The sequence below is a fragment of the Bacillus sp. F9_6S_D1_P_5 genome, assembly GCF_054823925.1.
The window spans coordinates 1-13,698 of sequence record NZ_JBTREW010000006.1 but is presented as its reverse complement, the minus strand read 5'-3'; the positions used below and the strand labels follow the sequence as shown (position 1 = coordinate 13,698).

At 37.6% G+C, this 13,698-nt stretch carries 13 protein-coding genes; 10 read left to right on the top strand and 3 right to left on the bottom strand.

The window, feature by feature from the left end; all coding sequences use genetic code 11:
* Window positions 1-99: 99 nt before the first annotated feature.
* On the bottom strand, window positions 100-1,182 hold the full coding sequence (locus tag ACUXEY_RS09130; RefSeq protein ID WP_166702099.1) for a chitinase: 1,083 nt from the start codon (window positions 1,180-1,182) through the stop codon (window positions 100-102).
* 270 nt (window positions 1,183-1,452) lie between these two features.
* Here ACUXEY_RS09130 and gabP point away from each other — a divergent pair, with 270 nt between their 5' ends.
* The 8 genes from gabP (at window position 1,453) to entD (ending at window position 10,429) form a co-directional block, all read left to right on the top strand.
* The gene (gabP, locus tag ACUXEY_RS09125) at window positions 1,453-2,847 is read left to right on the top strand and encodes a GABA permease (RefSeq protein ID WP_151632465.1); all 1,395 of its coding nucleotides are present in this window, start codon (window positions 1,453-1,455) and stop codon (window positions 2,845-2,847) included.
* A 133-nt stretch (window positions 2,848-2,980) separates the two neighbouring features.
* On the top strand, window positions 2,981-3,319 hold the full coding sequence (locus tag ACUXEY_RS09120) for a hypothetical protein (protein WP_116746294.1): 339 nt from the start codon (window positions 2,981-2,983) through the stop codon (window positions 3,317-3,319).
* Window positions 3,320-3,637: 318 nt separating this feature from the next.
* Window positions 3,638-4,180 (top strand): DUF420 domain-containing protein, encoded by a 543-nt coding sequence (locus ACUXEY_RS09115; protein ID WP_000228316.1) that lies wholly within the window; start codon window positions 3,638-3,640, stop codon window positions 4,178-4,180.
* A gap of 116 nt (window positions 4,181-4,296) precedes the next feature.
* Window positions 4,297-5,460, top strand: coding sequence for an iron-containing alcohol dehydrogenase (locus ACUXEY_RS09110; RefSeq protein ID WP_429599268.1), 1,164 nt, complete (start codon window positions 4,297-4,299; stop codon window positions 5,458-5,460).
* A 158-nt stretch (window positions 5,461-5,618) separates the two neighbouring features.
* Window positions 5,619-6,371, top strand: coding sequence for a DeoR/GlpR family DNA-binding transcription regulator (locus ACUXEY_RS09105; RefSeq protein ID WP_071757753.1), 753 nt, complete (start codon window positions 5,619-5,621; stop codon window positions 6,369-6,371).
* Window positions 6,368-7,279, top strand: coding sequence for a 1-phosphofructokinase (gene pfkB / locus ACUXEY_RS09100; protein ID WP_144614373.1), 912 nt, complete (start codon window positions 6,368-6,370; stop codon window positions 7,277-7,279). The genes ACUXEY_RS09105 and pfkB overlap by 4 nt, the downstream gene beginning before the upstream one ends.
* A 13-nt stretch (window positions 7,280-7,292) precedes the next feature.
* A complete protein-coding gene (locus ACUXEY_RS09095; protein ID WP_461300536.1) occupies window positions 7,293-9,149 on the top strand; it encodes a PTS fructose transporter subunit IIABC in 1,857 nt (618 codons plus the stop codon).
* Between the two features lie 347 nt (window positions 9,150-9,496).
* A complete protein-coding gene (gene entD / locus ACUXEY_RS09090) occupies window positions 9,497-10,429 on the top strand; it encodes a cell wall-binding protein EntD (protein WP_461300535.1) in 933 nt (310 codons plus the stop codon).
* Between the two features lie 62 nt (window positions 10,430-10,491).
* Here entD and ACUXEY_RS09085 read toward each other — a convergent pair whose 3' ends face one another.
* Window positions 10,492-10,737 carry a hypothetical protein gene (locus tag ACUXEY_RS09085; RefSeq protein WP_071757749.1) on the bottom strand — a complete coding sequence of 82 codons (246 nt, stop codon included), beginning with the start codon at window positions 10,735-10,737 and terminating at the stop codon, window positions 10,492-10,494.
* Window positions 10,738-10,919: 182 nt separating this feature from the next.
* Between ACUXEY_RS09085 and miaA the strand changes: the two genes are divergently transcribed.
* Both miaA and hfq read left to right on the top strand, forming a co-directional pair.
* On the top strand, window positions 10,920-11,873 hold the full coding sequence (gene miaA / locus ACUXEY_RS09080; protein ID WP_461300534.1) for a tRNA (adenosine(37)-N6)-dimethylallyltransferase MiaA: 954 nt from the start codon (window positions 10,920-10,922) through the stop codon (window positions 11,871-11,873).
* Window positions 11,874-11,894: 21 nt separating this feature from the next.
* On the top strand, window positions 11,895-12,119 hold the full coding sequence (gene hfq / locus ACUXEY_RS09075; protein ID WP_000813896.1) for an RNA chaperone Hfq: 225 nt from the start codon (window positions 11,895-11,897) through the stop codon (window positions 12,117-12,119).
* Window positions 12,120-12,198: 79 nt separating this feature from the next.
* On the opposite strand, the gene ACUXEY_RS09070 is transcribed toward hfq, so the two are convergent.
* On the bottom strand, window positions 12,199-13,698 hold a 1,500-nt coding region (locus ACUXEY_RS09070), incomplete at its 5' end, for a Gly-Xaa-Xaa repeat protein (RefSeq protein WP_461300533.1).

Here is a 13,698-nt window from a genome sequence, read left to right as displayed (position 1 = left end):
GGCTTTCAAAGAAAGTCAGAGTGTTGGGAACCCTGTAGGGGTTCCCAACACTCTGACTAGAAAACATCAATAGGTTAAATAACCCATTGATGTTTTTTATTATTTTTGCAAGGGAATCGCATCGAAATATGTTCTATAGTTATTAGAGAATTCAAAGTTGTTTTTTGCATCCCAATTAATAGACCAAGACATTAGGCCGCGGAATGCAGGGTAGCCACTCTGATTTGAAAGTTTATACTTTCCTCCGAAAGGAATTCCTTTAATGATATAATCTAAAGCTTTTTTCATTTCAGTTGGAGAAATATATCCGCCACTTGGAGCGGCTGCTGGTGCTGCAGGAAGTCCAATCATGACTTGATCCGAACGAAGAGCTGGGAAAATATTATTTGCATTACCACCTACGGGAAAACCATGTAAGAGCATATCTGCCATAGCGACCTCGTAATCTGCTGTACCTTGATTGTAGTTATTACCGTCCATTCCAATCCCGCTACCAGCGTTGTAGTGTTGAACGTGAATGTATGTTAGTTTGTCTTTCACTCCGTAAATGATCGGTAAATATGCACCCCAGATGCTTCCGTATGCGCTATAACCCCCTTGAACATAAGCTGTTTCAGGGGCCATGCTTAATAGAAAACCTGGACCATAATGATCTGAGATTGTCCGAATAGCTGAAATAAGATTTACGATTTGAGGAGTCGTGGGGTTTTTGAAATTAGTGTCATTTCCGTTTAAGTAAATTCCTGATTCAAGATCAATATCTATTCCATCAAAACCGTATTTATCGATTAGAGATTGTATGGAATTAATAAAACGTAGCTTAGCGGCATTGTCAGGAAGTAAAACGACCCCATTTTGTCCACCTATTGAAAGAACTACTTTTTTTCCTTTGCTTTTTAAATAAGCAATATCTGATTTGAACTCTGCATCTGTACCATACACAGGAGAAAATTCAACAGTGGAACGATCACCACCAGTTTCACCGAAAGATACATTGATTACATCCCATTTTGATGAAACGTCTTTTAATTTAATAATGCCAGTACCGTTATCGAAGTTATGCCAGTATCCAACGAGTAGTTTTGATCCTAAATTGGTTGCTGCTTGTGGTTGAAAGGGGACTAGTGGTAGCAGTAAGAAAATTACTAAAGTACAACAAATGAATTTGAACTTGTTTAACATATCAACACTCCTATACAAAAAGTTGTCTAGATGTATAATCTTGTTCATTTAATGATATCTGAAAATTCATTCTTTTGTAAGGTGATTATAATTTTCTCAACAATTGTGTATGGAAAAATATTAAACCGAATGTAATAATTTCATTAGAAGCTTGCATTACGATTGTTAAATTCAGAATATTTTGATATATTTTAAAGTATAGGACAAGGTTTTTCGCATAATACTCTTACATAAATTTCAAAATTATGTTTGGAAGGGGATGTACAAGAGTTGGATAAAAATCTTAAGAAAGACCTCAAAATACGCCATATTACAATGATCTCAATTGGCGGCGTAATAGGAGCTGGTTTGTTTGTTGGAAGTGGTGCGGTTGTGCATTCAGCAGGACCAGGTTCTATCGTTTCATATGCATTAGCAGGACTTCTAGTCATTTTCGTTATGAGAATGCTAGGAGAAATGGCAGCTATTAATCCGACAAGTGGTTCATTTGCAACATATGCAAGAGAAGCAATTGGTCCATGGGCGGGGTATACAATTGGGTGGCTATATTGGTTTTTCTGGGTAATTGTTATTGCAATAGAAGCTACAGCAGGTGCTGGTATTATTCAATACTGGATTCCAGACATCCCACTCTGGTTATTAAGCCTAATATTAACGATTTTATTAACGTTGACAAATGTTTTTTCAGTGAAATCATTTGGAGAGTTTGAATATTGGTTTTCATTTATTAAAGTAATAAGTATTGTTTTGTTCCTTTGTCTCGGACTCGCTGTTATTCTAGGATTTGTACCAGGAACGGAAGCGCCTGGCACTTCGAATTTAGTAGGGCAAGGAGGATTTATGCCAAATGGTATAAGTTCGGTGCTACTTGGAATTACCGTCGTTATATTTTCATTTATGGGATCAGAGATTGTTGCAGTAGCCGCTGGAGAGTCTGCCGAACCTGTAAAAGCAGTCAAAACAGCAACAAATAGTGTAATTTGGCGTATTCTCGTATTTTTCATTGGATCGATTGCTGTAGTTGTTACACTTCTTCCATGGAATTCAGCGAACATACTAAAAAGTCCGTTTGTAGCGGTACTGGAACATATAGGGATACCAGCGGCAGCACAAATTATGAATTTTATCGTTTTAACAGCCGTACTTTCATGTTTAAATTCGGGTTTATATACGAACTCAAGAATGCTTTTTTCGATGGCAGAAAGAGGAGATGCTCCAAAGGCATTTTTGAAATTGAATAGTAGTGGTGTTCCAGTTCGGGCAGTATTATTTGGAACGTTCTTTGCTTATATTGGAGTTGTGTTTAGTTACATATCTCCAGATAAAGTCTTTTTATTTTTAGTGAATGCATCTGGCGGGATTGCGCTACTCGTTTATCTCGTTATAGCGGTTTCACATTTAAAGATGCGTAAAAAAATGGGGAAAGTAGAACAACAAAATTTGAAAGTGAAAATGTGGCTTTTCCCGTATGTAACGTATGTTACAATTGCCGCTATTATAGCAGTTTTAGTTGCCATGCTTGCAATCGAATCTTTACGTTCGCAGGCGCTTTTAACGATGCTTGTTACCGTTCTTATAATAATTTCTTATTTTATTTTTATTAGAAATAAGAATAGTACAGTGTTGAATCCTAAAAGTAAGAATGAGGAATCTGTTCGATTCTAATTTCTTGTTTTAGAATAGAGTTACACCTAATCATTGCTATAAAAGAATCATATATAATCATAGAAACAAGTAATTACTATTGTCATAGTGAATATAAACTTTTTTCTTGACTTTTTATACGAAGGCGAGCAAAATGGTAAAAAAGGAAGGGGGGATGACGATGGAAGAGTACGTATTAGAGCTGTATAACCTGTTATATACGACAGAATGGCAAGATATTGTTTCGTTTCTAGGAATAATGTTTTGTATGAAAATTGTAATTGTATATATGGAAGAGCAAGGTATGTTCTATTCCTTCTCATCCTCGTTCGACGTGCAGCGCGAGCCGTTGCTAAACTATGCCAATGTGAATTACGAACATTTTCCTTTTGTTATATTCTTTATGATTCGATTTATAACTGCAATTGTAAAGAAAAAGGAAAGTGATGATGAAGAGTGCCACTCAACTTGTAATATAGCGAACGTTTTTTAAGCTAAATACAAGGAGGAGATTTATATGTGGTTTCGATTTCTTATGATTGGTTTCTTTTCATTAACAGCAATTTCATTAATGGGATATCAAGTGTCTGAAATTTTTCAAGCATATAGCAATATGTTTTTCAACAAAAACTAATTACATTGCTATTTAAATAATAAAGCGATAAAATCCTTCTTAAGAAGTTTTATTAAGAAGGATTTTTTTCTTTGCTCTGTCTTACTGTGTCAAACTATTGTCACATTTACACTGTGAATAGTATGTTAAAATAGTGAGGTTACGTATACATATTTGAAGGAAGAGGGAGTGACCATTTTGGTGGATCAATCAACAAATCAGAAAAGCTATGCTCCTATTGTGATAACGCTTTCTGTAATTGTAAATGCGATTATTTTATTTTTGTTCTTTGGACCTGTTGGCTATGAAGGAGAAGTACATTTTGATGTAACAATTTTACCAATGTTAAATGCAATTTTTAATAGCTTTACGTTCGTATTCTTATTAGCAGCTTTATACTCTATTATTAAGAAGAATGTGAAAATGCACCGTGGTTTCATCCTGGCAGCATTTACAACAACGTTGCTATTTTGTGTTTCTTATTTATCGTATCATTACTTGGCGCCGGCAACACATTTTGGCGGAGAAGGATTCATTAAATATGTGTATTTCATCATTTTAATTACACATATTATCCTGGCAGCAATTATTGTACCGCTTGCATTGTTTGCACTTGTATTTGGTTTTACAAATCAATTAACACGTCATCGTAAAATTGTACGTTGGACGATGCCGATTTGGTTATATGTAAGTTTGTCTGGTGTTATTGTTTACTTAATGATCTCACCTTATTATCAATAAAAAATCTCAGCCTGCAGGCTGAGATTTTTTTGTTAGGCAAATATTTTTGTGAAATGAAAAAAATATGTTATACAAAAGTATAGTTGCTTTTCATATAGAAGGGATGGTAAAGGGATATGCAAAATTTTGTATTTCGTAATCCAACGAAACTTATTTTCGGTAAAGGTCAATTAGAACAGTTAAAAGCTGAAATTCCACAGTTCGGTAAAAAAGTTCTACTCGTATATGGGGGAGGCAGCATTAAAAGAAATGGTATTTATGATAATGTACTTTCTATTTTAAAAGATATAAATGCAGAAGTATTCGAATTGACAGGTGTTGAACCGAATCCACGTGTATCAACTGTAAAGAAAGGAATTCAAATTTGTAAAGAGAATGGTGTTGAATTTATTTTAGCAGTTGGTGGAGGAAGTGTAATCGACTGTACGAAGGCAATTGCTGCTGGTAGTAAGTACGATGGAGATGTATGGGATATTGTAACGAAAAAAGCATTTGCTAGTGAGGCATTACCGTTTGGTACGGTGCTTACGCTTGCGGCAACAGGATCTGAAATGAATGCTGGTTCTGTTATTACAAACTGGGAAACGAATGAAAAATATGGCTGGGGTAGTCCAGTTACTTTCCCGCAATTTTCAATTTTAGATCCCGTTCATACTGAGTCTGTGCCGAGGAATCAAACAATTTACGGTATGGTAGATATTATGTCGCACGTATTAGAGCAATATTTCCATCATGGAACAAATACAGAATTACAAGATCGTTATTGTGAGTCTGTTTTAAAAACAGTAATTGAAACCGCTCCTAAGCTTTTAAGTGATTTAGAAAGTTATGAGCATAGAGAAACTATTTTATATTGCGGTACTATGGCGCTAAACGGCATTTTAGCGATGGGAGTAAAAGGAGACTGGGCAACTCACAATATTGAGCACGCAGTTTCTGCGGTTCATGATATACCACATGGAGGCGGTTTAGCAATTCTATTCCCGAACTGGATGAAGCATGTTGTAGATGAAAATGTAAGTCGTTTTAAACAGTTTGCTATTCGTGTATTCGATGTAGAAACAGATGGGAAGACTGATCGAGAAATTGCGTTAGAAGGAATTGAGGCGTTACGTCAATTTTGGACTTCAATTGAGGCGCCGGTAACATTAGCTGATTATGCTATTGGAGAAAATGAAATTGATGTAATGGCGGATAAAGCGATGGCTTATGGTGAATTTGGTAACTTTAAAAAATTAAATAAAGACGATGTTTTAAGTATATATAAAGCTTCTTTATAAGTGAATCGAGCAAAGAAACCCATTTGATTGTTATATCAAATGGGTTTCTTTTTTGCTGTTTATAACTGTTTGTGGTTGATTTTGATTATTTATGAATGTTTATGGTTGATTTTTGTGATCGTTTTCATTATACTGTAATCAAAGAAGAGGTGAATGAAATGTTAACTCCTGAACGTCATCAAATGATATTGCAACTTGTAAAAGAGCAGAAGGTTGTTAAATTACAACAATTAGTGGAAAGCACAGAAAGCTCTGAATCAACAATTCGTCGTGATTTAGCGCAATTGGAAAAACAAAGGTTACTAAAAAGAGTTCACGGTGGTGCGGCTGTTTTAACGGGAAAAGGACAGGAGCCGACGATGGTTGAAAAATCATCCAAAAACATTCAAATAAAACAACAAATTGCGAAGTATGCCGCTAGCATTGTTGAACAAGGTGATTGTATTTATTTAGATGCGGGAAGTACGACATTTGAAATGATTCCATTTTTAATAAATAAAGATGTTACTGTCGTTACTAATGGACTTATGCATATTGAAGCTTTAGTTGAAAATAATATTCGTGCATATTTACTAGGTGGAATGATGAAAAGTAGGACGAAAGCTTTAATCGGTGCTATGGCACAGGAAAGTATGCAAAAGTATCGTTTTGATAAATGTTTTTTAGGCGCGAATGGTGTCCATGAACAACTGGGTTTTACAACACCGGATCCAGAAGAGGCACTTTTAAAACAAATGGCACTAACATTAGCGAACGAAGGATATTTCTTAATTGATGAAAGTAAGTTTTCGGAAGTTGCATTTGCGAAAATTGCCAATGTTGAAGAGGCAAATATTATTACAAACCATTTAGAAATTGATTTAGAAAAATATAAAAGACAAACCAATGTAATTGAGGCTGATAAACAATGATCTATACAGTTACTTTAAATCCATCTATTGATTATGTAGTACAAGTGAATTCCTTTGATTTAGGCGCAGTAAATCGAGCAGAGAAAGATATGAAATTTCCTGGTGGAAAAGGGATTAATGTTTCTCGCGTTCTCCATCGTTTAGGTGTTGAAAATATAGCGCTTGGATTTATTGGTGGATTTACTGGTCAATTTATTAAAGATGTATTACAGGCGGAAGGTGTAACAACAAATTTCGTCCAAGTAGATGAAGATTCTCGAATCAATGTGAAAATAAAAGGGCAAGAAGAAACAGAATTAAATGGGCAAGGACCTAGTGTGACAAATGATCAATTTGAACAATTAATGAAACAAATCGAAAGTATGAAGCAGGGAGATTGTGTTGTACTAGCTGGAAGTGTACCTGCATCTATCCCAACTACCTTTTATGAATCAATCGCAGCGTTTGGAGCTGAAAAAGGTATTCGCATAGTAGTCGATGCGAGCGGAAGTGCACTGCAACACGTAATTAAAAATAAGCCATTCTTAATAAAGCCTAATCATCATGAACTTGGTGAGTTATTCGGAGTGGAGATTTCGACAGTAGAAGATGTTGTACCATATGGAAGAAAATTAATCGAACAAGGTGTAGAACACGTTATCGTATCGATGGCAGGAGATGGAGCTTTATTATTTACGGCAGAAGGTATATATGAAGCAACTGTTCCAAAAGGTGTTGTAATTAATTCGGTTGGGGCTGGAGATTCTCTCGTTGCAGGATTTGTAGGTAAATATGAACAGACAAAAGATATTGAAAAAGCATTTCAATATGGCGTTGCAACAGGGAGTGCAACAGCATTTTCAGCTGATTTATGTGAAAAGGAAAACGTAGAAGAATTGTTGTCGCAAGTAATTGTAGCTAAGCGATAGGGGGAAGCAACATATGAAAATTACAGAACTATTAAAAAGGGATACAGTTATTATGAATTTGACAGCTTCAAATAAAGAAGCTGTCATAGATGAATTAGTTGAGAAATTAGCCGGCGCAAACCGTTTAAATAGTAAAGCGGAATTTAAAGAAGCGATTTTAAAGCGGGAGTCACAAAGTACAACTGGAATAGGGGAAGGGATTGCAATACCTCATGCGAAAACAAAAGCTGTTAAGCAACCAGCGATTTGTTTTGGTAGAAGTGTAAGCGGTATCAACTATGAATCGCTTGACGGACAGCCAGCACATTTATTCTTTATGATTGCTGCAAGTGAAGGGGCGAATAATACTCATTTAGAAACGTTATCGCGCCTATCTACATTATTAATGGATGAAGCGTTTCGTAAGCAATTATTAGAAGCAAAGGATGAGGAGGAACTTCTTCGTTTATTTGATGAAAAAGAGAAGGATAAAGAGGAAGAGGTTGAAGTTGCAAAACCAGAAGGGAATGAACCGTACGTATTAGCTGTTACAGCTTGCCCAACTGGAATCGCTCACACGTATATGGCTGCGGATAGCTTGAAAGCAAAAGCAACAGAGCTAGGTATAGCGATTAAAGTTGAAACGAACGGATCAACAGGTATAAAAAACGGTTTAACGAAAGAGGATATTGAACGAGCAACAGCTATAATTGTTGCGGCAGATAAACAAGTAGAAATGAACCGTTTTGCTGGGAAACATGTCATTCAAGTACCAGTCGCTGATGGGATTAGAAAGACGGAAATGCTTCTTAACCGAGCTGTAAAACAAGACGCGCCAATCTTTAAAGGAATAAAAGAAGATGGAAAGACGGAAAGCACAGAGAAGGAAAAAGGGTTAGGGATTTATAAGCACTTAATGAACGGTGTAAGTAATATGCTTCCATTCGTTGTTGGTGGAGGAATTTTAATTGCACTAGCATTTTGGGTTGGTGGTATAAAAGCAGAAGGACCGTTGGCCGAGTTGTTAATGTCTATTGGTGGAGGTAAAACAGGGGCGTTTTTATTCCTCGTACCAATTTTAGCTGGATTTATTGCGAGTTCTATTGCTGATCGTCCTGGTTTTATGCCTGGTGTTGTCGGTGGATTTTTAGCAGCACATGCGAATGCTGGATTTTTAGGTGGATTAATTGCTGGTTTCTTAGCTGGGTATGTTGTTTTAGGATTGAAAAAATTGTTTTCAGGATTACCAGTACAGTTAGAAGGAATTAAACCTGTATTGTTATATCCGGTCTTTGGATTATTAATTACAGGAGTTGTTATGCAAAAAGTAGTAAACCCACCTGTAGTAGCATTGAATGAAATGTTAACAGGATGGTTAAATGGTTTGAACGGTACAAATGCTATATTATTAGGTCTTATTTTAGGCGGCATGATGGCAATTGATATGGGTGGTCCAATCAATAAAGCTGCATTTACATTTGGTATTGCTGCAATAGAAGCGCAGAACTTTGGCGTTCACTCTGCTGTTATGGCTGGTGGTATGGTACCGCCGTTAGCGATTGCATTCGCAACTACTTTATTTAAATCAAAGTTTACTGAAGCAGAACGTAAATCCGGTTTAACAAATTATATTATGGGCGCGTCGTTTATTACAGAAGGTGCAATTCCATTTGCAGCAGCAGATCCGATTCGAGTAATAGTAAGTTGTGTTGTTGGTTCAAGTATTGCGGGTGCATTATCTATGTTATTCCAAATTACATTACCAGCACCGCATGGTGGATTGTTTGTTATCGCATTAGTAAATAAACCAGTGCTTTATATTTTCTCAATATTGATAGGGACAGTTGTTTCAGCTCTTATGATGGGGATTTGGAAAAAGAAAGTTAAATAACAGATGTAAAGGGAGTAGCTTTTATTAGCTGCTCCTTTTTATTACAAAAAAAGGGGTTAATAATTGGAGTATGATGAATTTTGGTAAAAGATGTAATGAAATATGATTTTTTTGTAACAAAAAAGTAATACTGTAATTTTTTCTGGAAAAAATTCTGGTGCTTGTATGTGGAAAATATATGAAAACTATTGAGGATTCTATTGGAAATGAGATTCGTTAATATGGAAATTTATGTTACAACTCATTAATCGCATATTACGAATGGTTTGTAATTGTGTGATTTCTAAAAATCCTAAAAATCTGTTGCTATAATGAAAATACGAAAACAAAGCAAATGGAGGCTATTCATGAAAAAATTATTAGGTATAGCAACGGCGGCAGTTTTTGGTCTTGGGATTTTTGCAGGTTCTGCGAAAGCAGAAACGATTGTAACAACAGACGTATTAAATGTTAGAGAAAACCCAACTGTAGAGTCTAAGCTTGTAGGTAAAATGTTAAGTGGAAATAAATTAGATGTTGTAAATACAGAAAACGGATGGACAAAAATTAAATTAAATGGTCAAGAAGCGTTTGTAAGTGCTGAATTTACAAAAAGTACATATTATGTGACGGCGGGCGTGTTAAATGTTCGGGCTGGAGCGAATACTGATTCTGAAATTCTTGGTAAACTAAATAAAGATGATGTAATTGAAACAACAAATCAAGTTCAAAATGAATGGTTGCAATTTGACTACAATGGAAAAACAGGATATGTTCACGTGCCATTTTTAACAGGAACGGCACCTGTAATTGAAAAGAAAGAAGTTGTAACGCAAGAAGAAGCGCCAGTAAGAGTAAATACGCCGGTTAAGAATAATAAAGTGGTTAAGAATAAAGAGTCTGTTAAGAATGTAGAATCAAATAAACCTGTGGTAAAACAGCGATCAACTACGAAACAAGTTGCGAAATCTACTCAAACAAGTGCACCTGCTGGTGGACGTGAAATAACAGTAGAAGCGACAGCGTATACAGCGCATCCAAGTGAGAATGGTACGTATGGTGGTCGTGTATTAACTGCAATGGGGCATGATTTAACAGCGAATCCAAATATGAAAGTAATTGCTGTTGATCCTAAAGTAATTCCACTTGGGTCAAAAGTATGGGTAGAAGGATATGGAGAAGCGATTGCTGGTGATACTGGTGGTGCGATTAAAGGAAATCGTATCGATGTTTTAGTAGGTTCAGACGGTAGTGCTAATAGCTGGGGGCGCAAATCTGTAAAAGTGAAAGTTATAGAGTAGTGTATAAGTATTAATATAAAAGGCGGTTGCTTGAAAGTGTGTAAGCAACCGCCTTTTATGAATTATTGAAAAGGATAAATCGTTTTACCTGTAATAATTTTATATGCACTGCAAAATTGATTTTGTATATACTCTGTATTTTGATTTTCTGGATGTAATGTAGTTTCTTGGAGAGTAGAATGAAAAGAACGTAGTAAACAATTTAAGGCGAAGTATAATTCTTCTTGTGAACAATTTTGTTCTTTTGTAGCAGTAGCTAAAATAAGGTCTTTTGTTAATGATGAAAAATTGATGGCAGATTGTTCCATAGTCAACTCATCCTCTCAAAGGTATTTTTACTCATGTATATGCGGAATTGGACAAACTATGTTCTTTTTTTGTTTATAATTTCATGTACCGGAATGAAAGAACTTGCAATCATGCCGTTAAAATTGGTAAGATTGGATATAATCAATAGATGGAGTACATCACATAAAGAGAGTTGAATGATATGGGAGAAGTGCAACGTGAAAAAGTTGCTGTCATCATTGGACCAACTGCTGTTGGAAAGACGAAGTTAAGTATTGATCTTGCCAAAGCATTGAATGGTGAAATAATAAGTGGAGATTCCATGCAGATTTATCGTACGATGGATATTGGAACTGCAAAGGTGACGGAAGAAGAGATGGACGGAATTCCACATTATATGGTCGATATAAAAAATCCGGAAGAATCATTTTCTGTTGCCGAATTTCAAGCACGTGTTCGTAAGCATATTCGAGAAATTACAGAACGTGGTAAATTGCCAATTATCGTTGGTGGAACGGGTCTGTATATACAATCTGTTTTATTCGATTATCAGTTTACGGATGATGCTGGTGATACTACATACCGAGAACAGATGGAAAAGGTAGCAGTAGAACATGGTGTGGAATATGTACATAAAAAATTACAAGAAGTAGACCCGGAAAGCGCTGAGCGTATTCATGCAAATAATGTCCGCCGTGTCATTAGAGCTTTAGAAATTTTTCACACGACGGGTGAAAAAATGAGTGATCAGCTTGAAAAACAAGAAAATGAGTTATTATACGATGTTTCCTTGATTGGCTTGACAATGGATCGAGAAATGCTATACGATCGCATTAACTTACGAGTTGATATAATGATGGAACAAGGTTTATTAGAAGAAGTAGAAGGATTGTATAATAGAGGGATAAGAGATTGTCAATCTATTCAAGCGATTGGGTATAAAGAGATATATGATTATTTTGAGGATCGTGTCTCTTTAGAAGAAGCGGTATCACAATTAAAGACAAATTCACGTCGTTATGCAAAGCGTCAATTAACGTGGTTCCGTAATAAGATGGATGTCACATGGTTTGATGTTACAGACGGTGAAAAAACGTCAGAAATTTTACGATACATAGAAGGAAAGTTACAACTAAAGTCGAATAATAGTAAGTAGAGAAAAAGAGGAGGATTCGACATGAAGCAATCAATCAATATTCAAGATCAGTTTTTAAATCAACTCCGTAAAGAGAATACGTTTGTTACGCTGTACTTATTAAATGGTTTCCAGCTTCGTGGATTAATTAAAGGATTTGATAATTTTACAGTCCTACTGGAAACAGAAGGTAAGCAACAGCTTATTTATAAACATGCAATTTCTACATTTGTTCCACAAAAAAATGTTTCAATTGAATTAGAGTAGTAATGAATTATTGTACATAACAAAAAAAGAGCGATTTTCTCGCTCTTTTTTTATTTGCCATAAACAATACATAGTGAATTTAAGCGATTCTAAATACAGTAAGGCGAATGTTAGTGTTTCCTGTTGCGGGGATCGTAATCTCGTTAAGAGTAGATTGGACAGAAATGTTTGCGCCGGCAGTTAATGTTTCGATTGTAGTAAATGAAAGTGAGTCGCCTATTAGATTTGAAGAGAAGTTGTCAGTTGCGACTGCTCCATTTATTGAAATTCCTATTCCGAGTGGAGCGCATCCTGGTGCAGTTGTAGAGATGGATACGCTAATTACATAAATACCACCGTTGATAACAGTAACTGTATCTGTACCGTTGAAGATAATATTGTTTACATTAATTGCGGTATTAAAAATGAAGTTGTTAAATTGGAGTACTGTTTGTTGAATGTTGTTTGTTACAACAATTGTTGCTACAGGGAAGCTAGGTCCAGTAGGCCCAGTAGGTCCGGTAGCCCCTATACCAGTAGCGCCCGTTGGCCCTTGAACACCTTGAGGTCCAGTAGCGCCGGTAGCACCTGTGTTACCTTGAACGCCTTGAGGCCCAGTAGCGCCAGTGGCACCCGTGTTACCTTGAACGCCTTGAGGTCCAGTAGCGCCGGTAGCACCAGTAGCACCTGTGTTACCTTGAACGCCTTGAGGTCCAGTGGCACCGGTAGCACCAGTAGCACCCGTGTTACCTTGAACGCCTTGAGGTCCAGTAGCGCCGGTAGCACCAGTAGCACCCGTGTTACCTTGAACACCTTGAGGTCCAGTGGCACCGGTAGCACCTGTGTTACCTTGAACCCCTTGAGGTCCAGTGGCACCGGTAGCACCAGTAGCACCGGTAGCACCAGTAGCACCTGTGTTACCTTGAACCCCTTGAGGTCCAGTAGCGCCGGTAGCACCCGTAGCACCCGTGTTACCTTGAACCCCTTGAGGTCCAGTAGCGCCGGTAGCACCCGTAGCACCCGTGTTACCTTGAGGTCCCTGAGGTCCAGTAGCGCCGGTAGCACCAGTAGCACCCGTGTTACCTTGAGGTCCCTGAGGTCCAGTGGCACCGGTAGCACCAGTAGCACCCGTGTTACCTTGAACACCTTGAGGTCCGGTGGCACCAGTAGCACCAGTAGCACCCGTAGCACCCGTGTTACCTTGAGGTCCCTGAGGTCCAGTAGCACCAGTAGCGCCTGTGTTACCTTGAGGCCCAGTAGCACCGGTAGCGCCAGTAGCGCCTGTGTTACCTTGAGGCCCAGTAGCGCCGGTAGCACCAGTAGCACCCGTAGCACCCGTGTTACCTTGAACCCCTTGAGGTCCAGTAGCGCCGGTAGCACCAGTAGCGCCTGTGTTACCTTGAGGCCCAGTAGCACCGGTAGCGCCAGTAGCACCCGTGTTACCTTGAACCCCTTGAGGTCCAGTGGCACCGGTAGCGCCAGTAGCGCCTGTGTTACCTTGAGGCCCAGTAGCGCCGGTAGCACCAGTAGCGCCTGTGTTACCTTGAGGCCCAGTAGCACCGGTAGCGCCAGTAGCACCCGTGTTACCTTGAACCCCTTG